Source organism: Aliisedimentitalea sp. MJ-SS2, from assembly GCF_032586155.1.
Classification (GTDB): domain Bacteria; phylum Pseudomonadota; class Alphaproteobacteria; order Rhodobacterales; family Rhodobacteraceae; genus JAWHTC01.
The window spans coordinates 423,126-441,748 of record NZ_JAWHTC010000003.1; the positions used below are offsets into that span (position 1 = coordinate 423,126).

An 18,623-nucleotide genomic window follows, 5' to 3' on the forward strand; every position below is an offset into this window, starting at 1 on the left:
ATGACCCTTTCGCCCAAAGACTCCAGCCTGCTGACACGCGAGGTCTGTTCGCTTGCCCCAATCGTCCCCGTGCTTGTCATCGAAGATGTCACCACCGCCCGTCCGCTGGCCGAGGCGCTGGTTGCCGGGGGCCTGCCTGCGCTGGAAGTCACTTTGCGCACACCCGCGGCGCTTGACGCCATCCGCATCATGTCTGACGTGACCGGGGGACATGTCGGCGCAGGCACGTTGATCACACCGGACGATGTGCGCGCAGCGAAAGAGGCCGGGGCCACCTTTGGTGTGTCGCCCGGGGCCACCGACGCGTTGCTTGCCGCCTGCGAGGCGGAAGACCTGCCATTGCTGCCCGGAGCCGCAACCGCCAGCGAAGCCATGCGCCTGTTGGCGCGCGGCTATGACATGCTCAAGTTCTTTCCGGCCGAGGCCTCGGGCGGCGCACCGGCGCTCGAAGCCATTGGCGCGCCGTTGCCGCAAATTACGTTCTGTCCAACCGGCGGCGTCAGCCCGGCCAATGTGCAATCTTATCTCGATCTGCCCAACGTGATCTGCGCAGGCGGCAGCTGGGTTGCCCCAAAAGACCTTATCGACCATCAGGACTGGGCCGGGATCGAGAGGTTGGCTCGTGAAACCGTCAAGCTTGGAGCAGCCCGTTGACAGACATTTGGCAACAACTCGATGACATCCATGCGGCCACGTCCTCGCGCAGGATCGTCTCACTGTTTGATGATCCCGCACGGTTTGACCGATTCTCTGCCACGACCGACGATCTGCTCTTGGATTTCTCCAAGACCAACATCGACGACGATGTGCTCTCGCTTTTGATTTCTTTGGCCATGGACGCAGGGCTACAGGAAAAACGTGCTGCCATGTTTCGCGGAGACAAGATCAACAGCACCGAAAACCGGGCCGTGCTGCACAGCGCGCTCAGGTCGCGCGAGACCGCGTCGCTTGTTGTGGATGGCGTTGACGTGCGCCCTGCCATTGCCGACACGCTCACCCGGATGGAAATCTTTGCCGACGCCGTGCGTTCGGGCGAAATCACTGCGCATAATGGCGGGCGGTTTACGGATGTTGTCAACATCGGCATTGGCGGGTCCGATCTTGGCCCGGTCATGGCGACGCTGGCGCTGGCCCCGTATCATGACGGGCCGCGCTGCCATTTCATCTCCAATGTCGACGGCGCCCATGCAAGCGACATTTTCAAGCGGCTCGACCCGCAAACAACGCTTGTTATCGTGGCGTCGAAAACCTTTACCACCATCGAGACCATGACCAACGCCGACACGGTGCTCAGCTGGCTTCGGGCGGGCATCGGCCCCGATGTCGGGCCGCATCTGGCCGCGGTTTCTACCGCGCATGATCTGACCGCCAAGATGGGCATCTCACCCGATCGGGTGTTTGGCTTTGCCGACTGGGTCGGCGGACGGTATTCGCTTTGGGGGCCCGTGGGCTTACCCATCATGCTGGCTGTTGGGCCTGAGCATTTCCGTGCACTTCTGGCAGGCGGATACGCGATGGACCGCCATTTCCAGACCGCCGAACCGCGACAGAACCTCCCGGTTTTGATGGCGCTGATCGGCATTTGGCACCGCAACATCTGCAACTATGCCACCCGCGCTGTCCTGCCTTACGATCAACGCCTGTCGCGCCTGCCCGCCTATCTGCAACAGCTCGACATGGAGAGCAACGGCAAGGGTGTCGCGCTCGATGGAAGCCGCCTGTCCCGCAGGTCTGGTCCCGTCGTCTGGGGTGAGCCCGGAACCAATGGGCAACATGCTTTCTTTCAACTCATGCACCAGGGCACTGATGTTATTCCGGCCGAGTTTCTGATTGCGGCACAAAGCCACGAACCTAATTTGCAAAAGCACCATGAGCTTCTCAAGGCCAACTGCCTGGCGCAGTCCGAGGCGCTGATGCTGGGCCGTGCCCATGATCAGGCAATGGAAATTGCCGCGAAACTCGGCCTGTCCGGCGATGAGCAGATACGCCAGGCTGCACATCGCACCTTCCCGGGCAACCGTCCGTCGATCACGCTGGCTTACCCGAAGCTGACACCCTTTGTGCTGGGCCAGATCATCGCGCTCTATGAACACCGGGTTTTTGTCGAAGGGGTGATCTGGGGGCTCAACTCGTTTGACCAATGGGGGGTCGAACTTGGCAAAGAACTGTCCAACACTCTCTTGCCCATGGTTCAGGGGGCTTCTTCCGATGCGAAAGACGCCTCGACTCGGGGGCTTTTGCTGAAACTCACTACCTGACTAAATCTTTTGAAGCACACATCAGGCCGCGCTGTCGCAGCGACCTGATTTTCAACACCCCAAGTCCCGTCGCAAAAGGCTTTCATTGCGACACAGCGTCTATCTGCGACCACTTGGGTTGTGCGCATCTCCCCCCACAGTTGCTCGCAATTTTGCCCTTCTCGGCATCCACTCTTGATCTTTTCGCAAAAATTTTCATATTTTAATAAAGTTTACACGCGTAATATTTGTGAAAAAAGGGCAAGATGGTTCAGAAGAAAATCCGTAACATGGAAGAATTTGCCGCGGTCAGCGGCATTTCGCGACCAACGCTTTCGAAATACTTCAATGACCCTGACAGCGTCCGCCGATCCACGCGCCACAAGATCGAGCTTGCCCTGAAGCAATACGACTATCGGCCCAATGTTTTTGCAGTAAACCAGAACCGACGCAAAACCAAGAATATCGGCGTTGTTGTCCCCAACCTTGCCGACCCGTTCTTTTCGGAAATCGGTCGCGAGGTTGAACTTGCCTGCATTTCGGCAGGCTACAGCCCCATTTTGCTCAGTTCACATGGTAACCCTTCGCAGGAACGCAACAATCTTGAATCGCTCAGGTCCCTCAAACCGGCGGGTGTTCTTCTGGCTCCCTTCGGACGGGTTTCTGACCATGCCGAAATCGAGAGCTTTAACAAGGACGTTCCGGTGGTGCTGTTTGACGCAAATATCGAAGGAATCTGTGAAGCTTTTGTAGGAACCGATAATTTCCAAAGCGTGGATCTCATCGTTGAATACCTGTGTCGTAGTGGTGAACCGCCGTGTTTTTTCGAAATGAAGTCGCCGACCAACCCGAATGCCAACAAGCGTCGCCAGGCATATCTTGAGAGCATGGAACGCCATGGACATACGCCGCATATCTTCCAGGCCGAGGGCAGTGAGTGGAACTTTGAGGAAATTGGCAGCGCCGAGGGCGGACGTTTTCTGTCTGAGAACGCCTTCAAGACCAACACTGTGCTGTGCAGCAATGATCGGCTTGCAATCGGCATGTTGTCGGCCGCCTTTCGCCAGGGCAGGCGGGTCGGGCACGGCGAAGGCTGTGATCTGCGCATCGCCGGGCACGACGACCACCCGTTTTCCCGCTTCACTTGTCCGTCACTGACCACAATCGCACAGGATTACGCGGCGATCGCGAATCGCGCTGTCAGCACGCTTTTTCGAATTCTGGACGCCGATGAACGCCTCAAACAGCGCGAAGAAACCCAATTTGACGGCAAGCTTGTTATGAGAGACTCCGCATAACTTATTGGAAATAAATGGTTCTTGTGTAATTTTTGACGCGCGTTAAGTTTTAATTGACTACGCGTCACCTCGGTGACTATGCTCTTTGCATCATCCCGATAAGGAGGAACTGGATGTCTCTCAAGAATTCACTTTACGCGGCAACTGCTATGTCGCTCTTCGCCGCCGGGGGCACCCTGGCCGAAACGCTAACAATCGCCACCGTAAACAACGGCGACATGATCCGTATGCAAGGTCTGACCGATGACTTCACCGCCAAGACCGGCCACGAAGTCGAATGGGTCACGCTGGAAGAAAACGTTCTGCGCCAGCGTGTCACCACCGACATCGCCGCCAAGGGCGGGTCGTTCGATATTATGACCATCGGCATGTACGAAACCCCGATCTGGGCCAAAAACGGCTGGCTGGTCGCCATGGACGATCTTTCGGCTGCGTATGACGCCGACGATATCCTGCCTGCGATGCGCGGTGGCCTCAGCCATGATGGCACAATGTACGCCGCCCCGTTCTATGGCGAAAGCTCGATGATCATGTACCGCACCGACCTGATGGAAAAGGCAGGGCTGTCGATGCCCGACGCCCCCACTTGGGACTTCGTGGCTGATGCGGCGCGCAAGATGACCGACAAAGATGGCGAAATCTACGGTATCTGCCTGCGCGGCAAGGCCGGTTGGGGCGAGAACATGGCGTTCCTGACCGCCACCTCGAACGCCTTCGGCGCCCGTTGGTTCGACGAGAACTGGAAAGCCCAGTTCGATCAGCCCGCGTGGAAAGAAACCCTGACGTTTTACATCAACCTGATGAACGACGCGGGCCCTCCCGGTGCCTCGAACAACGGTTTCAACGAAAACCTGTCGCTGTTCCAGCAGGGTAAATGCGGCATGTGGATCGACGCCACTGTGGCGGCGTCCTTCGTGACCAACCCCAAGGACTCGACCGTGGCCGACAAGGTCGGTTTTGCCCTGGCACCAAACACTGGCAAGGGTAAGAACTCGAATTGGCTCTGGGCCTGGGCGCTTGGCATCCCTGCCGGTACTCAGAAAGAAGCTGCAGCCAAGCAGTTCATCGAATGGGCGACGTCGAAAGACTACATCGAGCTGGTTGCCTCGAAAGAAGGTTGGGCCAATGTGCCTCCGGGTGCACGTATCTCTCTCTACGAGAACGACAACTACAAGGACGTTCCCTTCGCCAAGATGACGTTGGAATCGATCCTGTCGGCTGACCCGAACAATCCGACTGTTGATCCGGTGCCCTACGTTGGTGTCCAGTTCGCGGCCATCCCCGAATTTGCCGGAATCGCCAGCCAGGTTGGTCAGGAATTCTCGGCTGCCCTCGCAGGCCAACAATCGGTTGATGAAGCGCTGGCCAAAGCCCAGGCTCTGACCACCGACGAAATGGAAGCTGCCGGCTACTAAGCCCTGCATCTTTGCAAAAACCGGGGGGCGACGCTCCCTTCGCCCCCCGGTATGATTACTTTCGCGACATCGGAAACACGCTTCAGACAGCCCATAGCGGGCAGTCAACAGAGGAGGTGCCACAATGGCTACCCAACATTCCCGATCAGCGGCGCGTATCATGATGGCCCCAGCGGTCATCCTGCTCCTGGGATGGATGCTCGTTCCCCTGATCATGACGCTTACCTTTTCATTCAAGAAATACCTGCCCCTGCGTGGTGGCGATCTTGGATGGGTTGGTTTTGACAACTACGTTCGCTTTGTAACCTCTAGTTCTTTTTGGCCATCGGTCATCGCGACCTTGACCGTCGTCGGTGGTGTTCTACTCATCACGGTGGTTTTCGGCGTACTTCTGGCCATCCTGCTCAACCAGCCAATGTGGGGCCAAGGCGTTGTCCGCATTCTTGTCATCGCCCCGTTCTTCGTGATGCCGACCGTATCGGCGCTGGTTTGGAAGAACATGTTCATGGACCCGGTGAACGGATTGTTTGCCCATCTATGGAAGTTCTTTGGAGCCCAGCCCATTGAATGGCTGACCCAGGCGTCGCTGCCGTCGATCGTGATGATCGTCAGCTGGCAATGGCTGCCCTTTGCCACGCTGATCCTGCTGACTGCGATCCAGTCGCTGGACAGTGAACAGCTGGAAGCCGCCGAAATGGACGGCGCTCCGCCGCTCAAACGCTTCGGCTACATCACCCTGCCGCACCTTGGTCGCGCCATCACCGTTGTGGTGCTGATCCAGACGATCTTTCTTCTGGCGATCTTCGCCGAGATCTTCGTGACCACCCAAGGTTCGTTTGGCACCAAGACCCTGACCTATCTGATCTACCAGCGTGTGCTGGAAAGCCAGAATGTCGGCCTCGGGTCTGCCGGTGGTGTCTATGCAATTATTCTCGCCAACATCGTTGCCATCTTCCTGATGCGCGCGGTCGGCAAGAACCTGGACGCGTGAGGAGGACATCATGGCACGCGCAGTCACACAACAACGCAAGATCATCAATACCACCGCCGCATGGGTCGTTGGTCTGCTGATCTTCTTTCCGATCCTCTGGACTATCTTGACCAGCTTCAAGACCGAGGCCACGGCCATTGCCGATCCACCGGTTTTCCTGGCCTTCGACTGGACGCTGGATAACTATGCCACCGTTCTGGAACGGTCGAACTATGCCCGGTTCCTGTGGAATTCGATCATCATCGCGGGCGGCTCGACCCTTCTGGGCATCATCATTGCGGTGCCTGCTGCATGGTCGATGGCTTTCGTTCCCTCGAAACGGACCAAAGACATCCTCTTGTGGATGCTGTCGACCAAGATGCTTCCGGCGGTTGGTGTTCTCTATCCGATCTACCTGATCTTCATCAAAATGGGGATCCTGGATACGCGCACCGGGCTGGTCATCGTTCTGATGCTGATGAACCTGCCGATCATTGTCTGGATGCTCTACACCTACTTCCGCGAAATACCCGGTGAAATCCTGGAAGCGGCGCGGATGGACGGGGCATCGCTGAAGGAAGAAATCCTTTATGTGCTCACGCCAATGGCGATACCAGGCATCGCGTCGACATTGCTCCTGAACTTCATCCTTGCCTGGAACGAAGCCTTCTGGACGCTCAACCTGACCGCGGCCAAAGCGGCCCCGCTCACGGCCTTCATTGCCAGCTATTCCAGCCCCGAAGGCCTCTTCTACGCCAAACTCAGTGCAGCCTCCACCATGGCGATTGCACCGATCCTCATTCTCGGCTGGTTCAGCCAGAAACAACTCGTAAGCGGCCTGACCTTCGGCGCCGTCAAATAAGGAAGGAACAGACCAATGGGACAAATCAAACTCAACCAGGTGTCTAAAAGCTTCGGCGACGTCGAAGTCATCCCGCCGCTGGATCTCACCATCGAAGACGGAGAGTTCACGGTCTTCGTCGGCCCCTCGGGCTGTGGTAAATCCACCCTCCTGCGCCTGATCGCCGGACTGGAGGACATCACCTCGGGGCATATCGAGATCGATGGCGCGGACGCTACCTATGTGCCCCCCGCCAAGCGCGGTCTGGCCATGGTGTTCCAGTCCTACGCGCTTTACCCGCACATGTCGGTACGCAAGAACATCGCGTTCCCGATGAAGATGGCGGGCGTCGACGAAGCCGAACAGAACCGTCGGATCGAAGGCGCTGCCAAGGCGCTGAACCTTACCGACTATCTGGACCGCAAGCCGGGTCAGCTTTCGGGCGGGCAGCGCCAGCGGGTGGCCATCGGCCGGTCGATTGTGCGCGAACCTGCCGCCTTCCTGTTCGACGAACCGCTTAGCAACCTCGATGCGGCTCTGCGTGTGGGCATGCGGCTGGAAATCAGCGAGCTGCACGAGCGGCTTCAGACCACGATGATTTACGTGACCCACGACCAGGTCGAGGCCATGACCATGGCCGACAAGATCGTGGTGCTGCGTGCAGGCGTCATCGAACAGGTTGGCTCGCCACTTGAGCTCTACCACGAGCCCCGTAACGAGTTCGTCGCCGGTTTCATCGGTTCGCCCAAGATGAACCTGATCAAGGGCCCCGAGGCCGACAAGCACGGGGCCGCCACGATCGGCATCCGTCCCGAGCACACCGACGTCAGCTCCACCGAGGGTACTTGGAAAGGTATCGTCGGCGTTGCCGAACACCTTGGCTCGGACACGTTTATCCACGTGCACGAAACCGGTCTGGCGGACATGTTCACAGTGCGTATCACCGGTGACATCCAGGCCAAGCATGGCGACACGATCTATCTGACGCCGCAGCTTGACAAACTGCACAAGTTCGACGCCCAGGGTCTGAGGATCGGCTGATGCGTCTGGCTGGAAAAACAGCCCTAATCACTGGCTCCGCCCGAGGGATCGGGCGGGCCTTTGCCGCGGCCTACGTCAAAGAAGGTGCGCGGGTGGCGATTGCCGACATCAATATCGACGGCGCGCGGTCCACCGCGGCCGAGCTTGGAGATGCCGCGATCGCCATCGAACTGGATGTGACCCAACAGGCCAGCATCGACCGCGCAGTGGGTGACACCGTCGCGCAGCTGGGCCAGATCGACATACTGATCAACAACGCCGCGCTCTTTACCGCGGCCCCTGTCGTTGAGATCGACCGCGATGACTATGGTCGCGTTTTCGACATCAACGTCGCTGGAACTCTCTTTACGATGCAGGCGGTCGCCCGCCACATGATCGACGCCGGTGTCCACGGCAAGATCATCAATATGGCGAGCCAGGCCGGCAGGCGCGGCGAGCCGTTGGTGGCGGTCTACTGCGCGACCAAGGCAGCCGTCATCAGCCTGACCCAATCGGCCGGGCTGAACCTGATCCAGCATGGCATCAACGTCAACGCGATCTCACCCGGCGTGGTCGATGGTGAACACTGGGACGGCGTCGATGCCTTCTTTGCCAAATACGAAGGCAAAGCCCCGGGACAGAAGAAGAAGGAAGTTGGCCTTGCCGTTCCTTACGGCCGCATGGGTGTGGCCGAAGATCTGACGGGCATGGCGGTTTTCCTTGCAAGCAACGAAAGCGACTACGTCGTCGCGCAAACTTACAACGTGGATGGTGGACAATGGATGAGCTGATCAAACTTTCCAATGCAACGCTCGATCAACTGAGCATTGAGCATCCGCGCTATGACCGATCTGCGCTGACCCCCGGGATCGTCCACATCGGCGTCGGCAATTTCCACCGCGCCCACCAGGCCTGGTATCTGCATCGTCTGATGCAGGCGGGTCAGGCCCATGACTGGGCGATCATCGGCGCGGGTGTGCGCCCCTATGATGCCGCGATGCGCGAAAGGCTGTTGGCGCAGGATTGCCTGACCACCTTGATTGAGCTGGATCCGGTCGACACCACCGCCGAAGTTGTCGGATCGATGATCGATTACCTGCCGATCGAAGACGGCAACCTTGCGCTGATCAAGACCATGGCCGATCCGGCGATCCGCATCGTCGCCATGACCGTCACGGAAAGTGGTTATTATGTCGATCCGGTCACCAAGGGGTTTGATGCGGACCACGCGGATATTCAACACGACGCCGCCAATCCCAGCATGCCCCGCACCGCCTTTGGCGCCATGGTCGCCGCCTTGCGATTGCGCCGCGAGGCGGGTCTTGGCCCGTTCACGGGTCTCAGCTGCGACAACCTGCAAGGTAACGGCGCCATCCTGCGCCAGACCGTGGTTTCGCTGGCCCGCCTGTCCGATCCGTCGCTTGCGGACTGGATCGACGCGCAGGCGAGTTTTCCCAATTCGATGGTCGATTGCATTGCACCTGCCACCGGCCCGAATGAGATTACATTGGCCCACGATTTCGGCATAGACGATGCCGCCCCAGTTACCCACGAGGCCTATCGCCAATGGGTCATTGAAGATGACTTCTGTGCCGGCCGTCCGAATTGGGATGAGGTTGGTGCCACCTTCTCGGACGACGTCCATTCCTATGAGACAATGAAGATCCGGGTCTTGAACGCCGGGCACCAGGTTCTGGCCAATGTCGGCGAGGTGCTGGGGATTGAAACCATCGCAGAATGTATGGCTCACCCTCTGATTGCCGCGATGTTTCGCAGGGTTCAGGCCGACGAGGTCACCCAGACGGTGCATCCGGTGCCTGGCATAACGCCCCTGGCCTATCTCGACCTGATCGAAAAGCGGTTTTCCAACCCACGGATCATCGACACCACCCGCCGCGTGGCCTTCGACGGATCGGCCCGACACACGGGCTTTGTGTTGCCCATCTTGTGCGATCAATTGGTGGCTGGCCGCTCGGTTAGCGGTCTTGCTCTGGTCGAAGCGCTTTGGGCCCGGATGTGTGAGGGCAGCCGGGAAGATGGCACACAGATTGAACCCAACGACCCTATCTGGGATGAATTGGCGGTGGTTGCCAAGGCGGCTCGAACCCGTCCGCAGGCGTGGCTCGAGCAAGGCCGGATTTATGGCGACCTGTCGGGGAACCAAACCTTTGCCGAGTCCTTCGACGAGTGGCTACGGTTGATTTGGGCAGAAGGTTGCGAAGCCACGCTCAACAAGTACATAGCCAGCGTTCAGACCACGATCACGCCACTCCAGGCCCGCAGCCAATAGAGAAGCGCCATCATCCGGCACCATTAGCGTTCTCATTTGAGGCAGCGTTGGATCGCTTGTCTGCCGGTCTTCTCGACGTGCCATATCTGACCCTTAAGACTCAACAATTGTGTCAGAGGTGGATGACCGCTTTCCAAACGTGATGGACGCGAAGCATCACGCAGCAATCACGCCCGTCCTTTATTTCCCTATCAAAATAGGCAGAAAAACCCGGTTTGCCTCCTGGGTGTGTATGCCGCGCCTGGCGGCTTTGTCCGCAGAGCTGACACCTCTTGCGTATCAATCAATCGGCGCGTGCAGCCGGGTTTGATCGGTGATGATCCCGCCGCGATTGCCGATGTCCAGGGAGCCGTAGCGCTCGGAAAAAACCGGGGGCAGGGGGCGGTCGTCCGGCATCGACAGCCACAGCCGGAACAGGTGCCTGCGCTGCGCGGGGTCGGGCCAGTCGGTAAAACCGGTACGGTCATGCAACTGGCTGTGGTTATAGACGAACTGCATGTCCCCGGGTTCCAGCCGCATCTGGATATTCATCCCGGGATCATCACACAGCACGTCGAACATATCGAGCGCCGCGCGCTGGCGGTCATCCAGCTTTGGCGCGCCGTCGAAACGCTGTGCGCTCTCGATATATTGCCGTTGATAGAACACGCTCAGACGGCCCTCGTACCAGCTCAGCACCGGGATGGTCATCCACTCTTCCATCCCCTCGGGTACCTCGCCGCGCCGGTCGGTGGCAATAGGCGCGAAAAGCGCCGCCGCCAGGTCGGGGGCCTCATCCAGCATCCGGTTGAACACGCTGACCGCACTGACAAGCAGCGATTCACCACCTTCTTTTGCATCCCGCAGGCACAACAGCGCGACCACATCGGCACTGTCGGTATGGAAGCTCTGCCGCGCATTGGTCTGGTATATCCGCGCTTTGGGGTCATCCGGGTCCATGCCGACGTCGCGCACGTGGCCCAGGACATGCCCGGCGGCATTCTGGGACCGGGCGCTGCCCAGATGCGCGCCGATACCACAGAATACGGCAGCATTGGTCAACTGGTCGTGTTGTTCCACCGGCCAGCCATGCAGCACTTCAAAGCCGCAGCCGTTGAGTAACCGGTCGGCCATGCCTTTCAGATGCGCGGAAAATCGGGGCAGGGGGAAATTTTTGGCTGTGATCTCGCCCACATCGCGACCAAGCGACAGGAAATGCGCTGCCGCCGCTTCCAGCTCGGTGATGGTGTCTGTGTCCAGCGTGACGAACCACTCACGCATGCGTGCGGCCATGTCAGGCCCAAGCCAGGCGCTCGGACCGCTGATCGCGGTCATGGGCATATCCATCATGTGCAGTCCCTCTCTCTTGATCAGAGACTGCCACGTGGAATCACGTATCCGAAGCGAAAAGGCACGCATAAATCTTTGCGAGATTTCGTGGCCCGTCCTACCCGCGGACCACCCGGTTCACATGGCCCATCTTGCGGCCCGGCTTGGTGTCTGCCTTGCCGTACAGGTGGATCGACACATCTGCCTTACCCGCCAGTCCCGGCACACGGTCCATGTCATCGCCGATCAGGTTCTCCATCACCACGTCGCCGTAGCGTCCACCATCACCCAGCGGCCAGCCCACCACGGCGCGGATATGCTGTTCGAACTGGTCCACGGTACAGCCCTGCTGGGTCCAGTGACCCGAGTTATGCACCCGTGGCGCAATCTCGTTGACGATCAGACCCTGCGGTGTGACGAACAGCTCAACCCCCATCACGCCGACATAATCAAGCGCGTTCAATATCTGTCCTGCCAGAAGCACCGCATCGGTGCGCTGCGCCGGGGTCAGGGTCGCCGGTACCGTCGTTGTGCGCAAAATCCCTTCTCGGTGCACGTTCTCGCCCGGATCGAAACAGGCCACCGCCCCGTCGGTGCCCCGTGCCGCAATGACCGAGACTTCATGGCTGAAATCGACAAACCTCTCCAGAACAGAAGGAGCCTCCGCCATTGCTGCCCAGGCCTCGGCAATATCCGCCTCGGAGTTCAGCCGCGCCTGACCCTTGCCGTCATAGCCGAACCGACAGGTCTTCAGGATCGCGGGCAACCCGATCTCGGCCACCGCATCGCGCAGGTCGTTCTCGGAGTTGACCGCGGCGTAGGGCGCGGTTTTCAATCCCAGCCCGCTCAGGAAATCCTTCTCGATGATCCGATCCTGACTCACCCGCAGCGCCTCGCGCCCCGGGCGGATCGGCTTCAATGTCTCCAGGATATCCAGCGCCGATGTCGGGATGTTTTCGAATTCGTAGGTGATGACATCGACGCTTTCGGCAAACGCCTTGAGCGCCTCAGCGTCATCATAGCCCGCCGTTGTCACCTTTTCGGCCACCTGTCCCGCCGGCGGCATCGCACCGGGTTCGAAGATATGGCAACGGAAGCCCAGCCGCGAGGCCGCCACCGACAGCATCCGGCCCAGCTGGCCGCCGCCCAGGATACCGATCATCGTCCCCGGTTGCAGCGCCTCAGTCATCTTGCGGCTCCTGCGGGATCGAGGCCGACAGGGCATCGCGCCACGCGTCCAGTCGTTCGGCCAATTCCGTATCGCCGTTGGCCAGGATACCGGCCGCCATCAACCCGGCATTGGCCGCGCCCGCCGCACCGATCGCCATGGTCGCCACCGGGAAGCCCTTGGGCATCTGCACGATCGAATAGAGGCTATCGACGCCCGACAGGGCCTTGGTCTGCACCGGCACGCCTACCACCGGCACCCGCGTCTTGCTGGCCATCATGCCCGGCAGGTGCGCTGCGCCCCCGGCGCCGGCGATGATCACCTGCAAGCCGCGCGCGACGGCGGTCTTGCCATAGTCCCACAACCGGTCCGGTGTCCGGTGGGCCGAGACGATCTTGGCCTCATAGGCCACGCCCAATTCGTCCAGAATATCCGCTGCCAGTTTCATCGTCGGCCAGTCGCTCTGACTGCCCATGATGATGCCAACTTTCACATCGCTCATGTCAGGCCCCTTTCAAGGAAGGGCGAACTATAGGGAAAATGTGGACCTACGCAATAATATCCGGCGTCAACCGGTCCTCGATGATCGCGATTATGTCTTTGAGGCGCAGTTTCTGCTTTTTCAGCCGCTTGATGGTCAGCTGATCGGCGGTTGCCTTGTCCTCCAGCGCCTGAATGGCTTCGTCCAGATCACGGTGCTCGCGGCGGAACACTTCCAGCTCAACGCGCAGCACCTCGTCGGTTTTCATCGAAATGTCAGAAGGGGCATTCATACGGGCCTGATTCCTTTCGCCTCGAATGCCCTCATCATACAAAAATTCCGCCTTTTTCGCAAAGCTTTAGCGCCTGACCTTGCACGTTGCGCGGCAACTTCCCATATTTCGAGGGAAGCGGTTGCCATAACGGGGCCGCACACATGTGTCGCTTGACTGTCAAAAGGGCTCGTGTCGATGACGAAACTTACCCTGGGGTCGCACCCCTACCTCCTTGGCTTCGATCAGCTCGAGCGTCTGCTCGAACGCAATGCCAAATCCGGCAACGAGGGCTATCCGCCCTTCAATATCGAACAGACCTCGGAAAACGCCTATCGCATCACGCTGGCCGTGGCCGGTTTTGCCGAAAATGATCTTTCGATCACCGTCGAGGATCATCAACTGGTGATCCGCGGCCGGCAAGGAGACGACAGTGAGGGCCGCGTGTTCCTGCACCGCGGCATCGCCGCGCGCCAGTTCCAGCGCAGCTTCGTGCTGGCCGATGGTGTCGAGGTGGGCGAGGCGGTGATGGAGAACGGTCTTCTCCACGTCGATCTGACCCGTGCCGTGCCTGAACAAGTGGTGCAGAAGATCAATATTCGAAAGGGGTAATTGTCATGGATGTGAAAGTGGATTTCCTGCCCGAGGACGACAATCGGATCGTTTACGTGCGGGCCGTGGCGGTCAAGGACCTGCCGGAAGAGGTCCGCGAACAGGCGGACGGGCTGGAAACTCTCTACGCGGTGCACCGCGCCGATGGTGAACAACTGGCGCTGGTGCGTGACCGTGCGCTGGCCTTCGTGCTGGCGCGACAGAATGATCTGGCACCCGTCGCGGTGCATTAAGCCTACGTCGAAGGCCACACCCCCAACACCTTGTGAATGTGCGCGGCGGCCTGTGCATTCGCCGTTGCCCGGTCTTGCTCTTGCAACCCATTCGGAGCTTCCTGAGGGAAAACTTTTGCCCGCGCCTGGGGACAGGTGTCGATCACCAACCCCTGCCTTTCCATTTGCGCCGAAAACCACAAATCATCTGCCATGCGACACGGTTCGGGCGGCGGATCAAATGACAGGCCAGCCGGGGTCAGAACGCCGGCAAACCCCTGGGCGACCAATTCCCCCTTTCGTTTCAACCGCGCCACCTCGAAGGTCGATGCGGCCACAACGCGCCCCGTCGCGGCCATGTCTTCCAATGCAGTCAACCATCCCGACGCATAGAGGCAATCATCATCACAATAAGCAATGGCGTCACCCGGATAGGCCCGCTGAACCGGGATCAGCTTGCCCGCGGGGCCAATATCCTCGGCCCAAAGCACCGCGACACCGGCCGGTAGCGGCGGGGGAGAAACCGGGCCCGGAAACCGCGCGTAACGGCGCGACAAGACCAGAACCACCGCTTCGGCACCCTGCGTGAGCAGGCTTTCGAGCACCGGGCCCAGCCCGCCAAACCGGGGCGGGATCGAGGTCAGCGATATCACCGTCATGGCGTCACCATAGGACGGGCTTTACCCCGGTGCCAGCGCCTGTCACTCTGCGCCCGAACAAGGGCAAGGGAGACACAACATGTTCACCGTCAAGGAATTGCAGGACGCCCACGCCCTGGTCAGCGCCCATGTCCCGCCCACGCCCCAACACGAATGGCCGCTCCTGAGCGAGGCCCTCGACGCCACCGCCATCGTCAAACATGAAAACCACGCCCCCACCGGTGCCTTCAAGGTGCGCGGCGGTATCACTTTCATCGACTGGCTGAAACGCACCCATCCCGAGATGGAAGGCGTGATCACCGCCACCCGTGGCAATCACGGCCAGTCCCAGGCGCGCGCCGCCGTTGCGATGGGCCTGCGGGCCAAGATATTCGTGCCCCACGGCAATTCGGTCGAGAAAAACGCTGCAATGCGCGCCTATGGTGCCGAATTGATCGAGCATGGGCAGGACTTTGACGAGGCCAAGGACGAGGCCATGCGCCTCGCCGCCTCCGAACCGCTCTACCCGGTGCCGCCGTTTCACACCGAACTGGTGCGCGGCGTGGCGACATATGGCTATGAGCTTTTCACCGCCCATCCCGATCTCGATGTGGTCTATGTGCCCATCGGCTGCGGCTCGGGCATCTGCGGCACGATTGCCGCCCGCGATGCGCTGGGCTTGGACACCGAGATCGTCGGCGTGGTGGCGGAAGGTGCCCCTTGCGTGAAACTCTCGGTCGACGCTGGGCGTCTGGTAGAGACCAACGAGGCCCGCACATTCGCTGATGGCACATGCGTTCGCGTTCCGGTGCAAGACGCCTTCGACATCTATTCCACCGGCGCCAGCCATATCGGCGCGGTCAGCGATGATGAGATCGCCGCGGCAATGCGGCTCTACTATGCCGCCACTCATAACCTGGCCGAGGGGGCAGGGGCGGCGGCCTTGGCTTTGGCGTTGCAGGAAAGGGACCGCAACAAGGGCAAGACGGTCGGCCTGATCCTGTCGGGCGGCAATATCGACCGCCCGCTATACCAGACCGTGCTTGAAGGCGGCACGCCCGCCGCCTGACTTGCTCAGCCTTGCGAATTCAATTCCTCCAGGTTCTCAAGTAGCCGGGTCAGGTATCCGTTGAACGCGGTGACCTCCTCCTCGGTAAACCCGGCCAGCAGCTCTTTCTGCCGTTGCAGGGCCACTGCCAATATCCGCCCGTGCAACGCTTGCCCGGCTCCGGTCAATGACCAGTCCTTGCGCCGCTCGTCCGGGGAATTGCAGGTTGCGGCCGCCAATCCGGTTTGTTCCAGCCGGGCCAGGCTGCGGCTGACGGCGGCCTTGTCGATGCCCATGGTTCTGCTGGCTGTGGCGACGCTGCACCCCGGCACCCGGGTCAGCATCACCAGCATCCGCCAGTCCATCGCCCCGATGCCAAATTCCTGCTGGTAGAGCCGTGCAGCGCTGCGGGTGAACCGGTTGGCGGCAAAGGTCAAAAGCACGGTTGTCGCCCGGGAAAAACTCAGCGTCGCCCCGGCCGCTTCCTCGGCATCCACAAGAAAAAGGCTGTCGGGCAGGTCGGGGGTGTCGGTCATTTCTGTTCTCCGGCGTCCGCCAACCATAGGCAGGCGTGTTGACATGACAACTCGAAGCGTGTTGTCATGTCAACATGAAATGCAAAAGGGAATCGCTCAATGTCCAACGCCCCGCATTACGAAATCGATCCCGATACCTTCTGGCGTGACCCTTATCCGGATCTCAAACGCATGCGCACTGAATGCCCGGTGGCCTATGTGCCGCAATTGGGCGCCACGCTGCTGACTCGCCGTGACGATATTTTCGAGAACGAAAAGAAGATCGAGATCTTCTCGTCCGACCAGCCCGAGGGCCTGATGACCCTGCTCATGGGTCAGAACATGATGCGCAAGGATGGCGAGGCGCACATGGCCGAGCGCAGGGCGATCTTTCCCACCGTGTCGCCCAAGACGGTGAAGCAGGTCTGGAAAGGGGCCTTCGAGCGCCTGACCGCCGAAACCCTGGCGGATATCCACCCACAGGGCCATGCCGACATGGTGCGCGATATCTCGCGGCGCATTGCCGGCGAGGCGCTCAAGGTCATCACCGGGCTGACCTGCATCAGCTGGCAGGAGATGGATCGCGTCAGCCAGGGCATGATCGACGGATGCGCCAACTACCGTGGCGACCCGGAGGTCGAGGCCAATTGCCACGACTGCACCGCCGCCATTGACCGCTATATCGACGAAATGATCCCGGCACTGACCGAGACACCCGACACGTCGCTCCTGTCGGTACACCTGCAGGCCGGGCTCAGCGACGCCCAAACACGGGCCAACGTCAAACTGGCCATCTCGGGCGGGCAGAACGAGATACGTGACGTGATTTCCGGCGTGGTCTGGACCCTTCTGACCCATCCCGACCAATTGCAGATGATCGACGACGGAGACGCCAGCTGGCTGGACGCCTTCGAGGAGTATTCGCGCTGGATGTCTCCGGTGGGGATGAGCCCGCGCCGTGTGGCGCAACGGTATCAGCTGCACGGTGTCACGCTCGAACCCGAGGACCGGGTGTTTCTCATGTTCGGATCGGGCAACCGGGACGAAACGGTGTTCGACCGACCCGAACTGTTCGACATGACCCAGAATGTCGCGCCGTCCATCGCCTTTGGCGCGGGGCCGCATTTCTGTGCCGGGGCGTGGGCCGCGCGAAGCCTGATCTCCGATGTGGCGCTGCCGATGATCTTTGATCGGTTGCCCGGGTTAAAGTTGGAGGGTGAGACCGAATTCGGTGGCTGGGCGTTCCGGGGACCGTTGTCGATGCCGGTGGCTTGGGAGGTTTAGCGATTCTCGGACTGCCGGGTTTGGCCTGAAGCGGTCATTCCAACACCCCGGCTCGCCTCTTCCTCTTGCCAGAAATATCCCGGGGGGTCTGGGGGGCTGGCCCCCCAGCCGGTCGGATTGCGCAAGCAATTCGAAAGTCAGCTCAAGGCCAATAGCCGCGCGAGTTGGCTAAACCCTAGAATTCCCGCCACAATCGCCCGAACCCCTCAAGCCGATCTTTGATCCCGGCCTTGCGCAGGCAATCCCAGATCATTGCCTGGTTCGAGCAGATCACCGGCTTGCCCAGCCGCTGTTCCAAACCGCCCACAATGCCAAGCGACCGCAGCGCACCGCAGCTGATGAACACCGCGTCCACCTCCGGCCCGTCCAGCGACGCGGCAAACTCGGCGATGAAATCGGGCCGCACCCGGATCATGTCGCTGTCCTTTTCCAGCTGCAGCCCCTCGATCCGCACAACATCGAAACCGCGGTCTTCGAGATAGACCCGTTCCATATTGTTGATCTCGTCCAGGTAGGGCGTCGCCACCGCGATCCGTCGCACATCCAGCGCCTGCATGGCGGCGATCACCCCGGTGATCAGCGATGTCGCCACAGCGCCCGGCGCACCCCTGTTCAACTCGGTAAAAACCCGGTCCTCGCCGGCCACAAGACTGCCCGACGTGCAGCCGTAACAGATCACGTCCAATGATCCGTCCGGCAACAGCGTGCTTGCCGCCCGGGAAAGGTCACCGACCAGGTCGGTCAGGCTGTCGAGCGTGATCGAATCCGGGTTGCTGACCCGGGTGAAATGCATGCCAACGCCCTCGGGACAAAGCCGCATCGCGTCATCCTCGATGGTCTGCTCGGTTGCCAGCAGGACGAACCCGATCTTGGCGCGCGGATGCGCACCGCCATCGAAGATATCGTCAACTCCCGCCATGGGCACAGCCTGCGCAGACGGCCGTTCTCTGGCAAGGGAAAAGGGCAACACTTAACGGTTGTGCCGATTGGACTTGCGAAACCGTCAGGGATGTTG

20 protein-coding genes are annotated in these 18,623 nt (G+C 60.2%); 13 read left to right on the plus strand and 7 right to left on the minus strand.

All coding sequences use genetic code 11. The features are described from left to right. From eda to RXV86_RS14700, 9 genes are all read left to right on the plus strand, one after another. Nucleotides 1–654 (plus strand): bifunctional 4-hydroxy-2-oxoglutarate aldolase/2-dehydro-3-deoxy-phosphogluconate aldolase, encoded by a 654-nt coding sequence (eda, locus tag RXV86_RS14660; RefSeq protein WP_316300989.1) that lies wholly within the window; start codon nucleotides 1–3, stop codon nucleotides 652–654. Then, the gene (gene pgi / locus RXV86_RS14665; protein WP_316300990.1) at nucleotides 651–2,258 is read left to right on the plus strand and encodes a glucose-6-phosphate isomerase; all 1,608 of its coding nucleotides are present in this window, start codon (nucleotides 651–653) and stop codon (nucleotides 2,256–2,258) included. The genes eda and pgi overlap by 4 nt, the downstream gene beginning before the upstream one ends. Before the next feature lie 245 nt (nucleotides 2,259–2,503). After that, nucleotides 2,504–3,535 carry a LacI family DNA-binding transcriptional regulator gene (locus tag RXV86_RS14670; protein ID WP_316300991.1) on the plus strand — a complete coding sequence of 344 codons (1,032 nt, stop codon included), beginning with the start codon at nucleotides 2,504–2,506 and terminating at the stop codon, nucleotides 3,533–3,535. A gap of 113 nt (nucleotides 3,536–3,648) precedes the next feature. Next, complete coding sequence (locus tag RXV86_RS14675) at nucleotides 3,649–4,950, plus strand: sugar ABC transporter substrate-binding protein (RefSeq protein WP_316300992.1); 1,302 nt, start codon at nucleotides 3,649–3,651, stop codon at nucleotides 4,948–4,950. A 124-nt stretch (nucleotides 4,951–5,074) separates the two neighbouring features. Next, complete coding sequence (locus RXV86_RS14680; RefSeq protein ID WP_316300993.1) at nucleotides 5,075–5,941, plus strand: sugar ABC transporter permease; 867 nt, start codon at nucleotides 5,075–5,077, stop codon at nucleotides 5,939–5,941. Nucleotides 5,942–5,951: 10 nt separating this feature from the next. After that, on the plus strand, nucleotides 5,952–6,782 hold the full coding sequence (locus RXV86_RS14685; protein WP_316300994.1) for a carbohydrate ABC transporter permease: 831 nt from the start codon (nucleotides 5,952–5,954) through the stop codon (nucleotides 6,780–6,782). 15 nt (nucleotides 6,783–6,797) lie between these two features. After that, a complete protein-coding gene (locus RXV86_RS14690) occupies nucleotides 6,798–7,802 on the plus strand; it encodes an ABC transporter ATP-binding protein (RefSeq protein WP_316300995.1) in 1,005 nt (334 codons plus the stop codon). After that, a complete protein-coding gene (locus tag RXV86_RS14695) occupies nucleotides 7,799–8,572 on the plus strand; it encodes an L-iditol 2-dehydrogenase (RefSeq protein WP_316301089.1) in 774 nt (257 codons plus the stop codon). The genes RXV86_RS14690 and RXV86_RS14695 overlap by 4 nt, the downstream gene beginning before the upstream one ends. After that, nucleotides 8,560–10,071, plus strand: coding sequence for a mannitol dehydrogenase family protein (locus RXV86_RS14700; protein ID WP_316300996.1), 1,512 nt, complete (start codon nucleotides 8,560–8,562; stop codon nucleotides 10,069–10,071). Before RXV86_RS14695 ends, RXV86_RS14700 begins: the two co-directional genes overlap by 13 nt. A 279-nt stretch (nucleotides 10,072–10,350) precedes the next feature. Here the strand turns inward: RXV86_RS14700 and RXV86_RS14705 are convergent, their stop codons facing one another. The 4 genes from RXV86_RS14705 to RXV86_RS14720 form a co-directional block, all read right to left on the minus strand. Then, nucleotides 10,351–11,400: a TauD/TfdA family dioxygenase gene (locus RXV86_RS14705; protein ID WP_316300997.1), complete on the minus strand. Its 1,050-nt coding sequence runs from the start codon at nucleotides 11,398–11,400 to the stop codon at nucleotides 10,351–10,353. Nucleotides 11,401–11,497: 97 nt separating this feature from the next. Then, complete coding sequence (locus tag RXV86_RS14710) at nucleotides 11,498–12,568, minus strand: 5-(carboxyamino)imidazole ribonucleotide synthase (protein ID WP_316300998.1); 1,071 nt, start codon at nucleotides 12,566–12,568, stop codon at nucleotides 11,498–11,500. Next, nucleotides 12,561–13,049 carry a 5-(carboxyamino)imidazole ribonucleotide mutase gene (gene purE, locus RXV86_RS14715; RefSeq protein WP_316300999.1) on the minus strand — a complete coding sequence of 163 codons (489 nt, stop codon included), beginning with the start codon at nucleotides 13,047–13,049 and terminating at the stop codon, nucleotides 12,561–12,563. The genes RXV86_RS14710 and purE overlap by 8 nt, the downstream gene beginning before the upstream one ends. 46 nt (nucleotides 13,050–13,095) lie before the next feature. After that, a complete protein-coding gene (locus RXV86_RS14720) occupies nucleotides 13,096–13,320 on the minus strand; it encodes a YdcH family protein (RefSeq protein WP_316301000.1) in 225 nt (74 codons plus the stop codon). Between the two features lie 177 nt (nucleotides 13,321–13,497). Between RXV86_RS14720 and RXV86_RS14725 the strand changes: the two genes are divergently transcribed. Then, nucleotides 13,498–13,911: an Hsp20 family protein gene (locus tag RXV86_RS14725; RefSeq protein WP_316301001.1), complete on the plus strand. Its 414-nt coding sequence runs from the start codon at nucleotides 13,498–13,500 to the stop codon at nucleotides 13,909–13,911. Between the two features lie 5 nt (nucleotides 13,912–13,916). Further along, complete coding sequence (locus RXV86_RS14730; protein WP_316301002.1) at nucleotides 13,917–14,144, plus strand: DUF1150 family protein; 228 nt, start codon at nucleotides 13,917–13,919, stop codon at nucleotides 14,142–14,144. Between the two features lie 2 nt (nucleotides 14,145–14,146). Here RXV86_RS14730 and RXV86_RS14735 read toward each other — a convergent pair whose 3' ends face one another. After that, nucleotides 14,147–14,782, minus strand: coding sequence for a hypothetical protein (locus RXV86_RS14735; RefSeq protein ID WP_316301004.1), 636 nt, complete (start codon nucleotides 14,780–14,782; stop codon nucleotides 14,147–14,149). A gap of 79 nt (nucleotides 14,783–14,861) precedes the next feature. Between RXV86_RS14735 and RXV86_RS14740 the strand changes: the two genes are divergently transcribed. Continuing rightward, nucleotides 14,862–15,830, plus strand: a complete 969-nt coding sequence (locus RXV86_RS14740) for a threonine dehydratase (RefSeq protein ID WP_316301005.1) — start codon at nucleotides 14,862–14,864, stop codon at nucleotides 15,828–15,830. Nucleotides 15,831–15,835: 5 nt separating this feature from the next. On the opposite strand, the gene RXV86_RS14745 is transcribed toward RXV86_RS14740, so the two are convergent. After that, the gene (locus tag RXV86_RS14745) at nucleotides 15,836–16,345 is read right to left on the minus strand and encodes a MarR family transcriptional regulator (protein WP_316301006.1); all 510 of its coding nucleotides are present in this window, start codon (nucleotides 16,343–16,345) and stop codon (nucleotides 15,836–15,838) included. A gap of 99 nt (nucleotides 16,346–16,444) precedes the next feature. Between RXV86_RS14745 and RXV86_RS14750 the strand changes: the two genes are divergently transcribed. Further along, nucleotides 16,445–17,608 (plus strand): cytochrome P450, encoded by a 1,164-nt coding sequence (locus tag RXV86_RS14750; RefSeq protein WP_316301008.1) that lies wholly within the window; start codon nucleotides 16,445–16,447, stop codon nucleotides 17,606–17,608. 175 nt (nucleotides 17,609–17,783) lie between these two features. On the opposite strand, the gene RXV86_RS14755 is transcribed toward RXV86_RS14750, so the two are convergent. After that, nucleotides 17,784–18,527: an arylmalonate decarboxylase gene (locus tag RXV86_RS14755; protein WP_316301009.1), complete on the minus strand. Its 744-nt coding sequence runs from the start codon at nucleotides 18,525–18,527 to the stop codon at nucleotides 17,784–17,786. Nucleotides 18,528–18,623 lie beyond the last annotated feature (96 nt).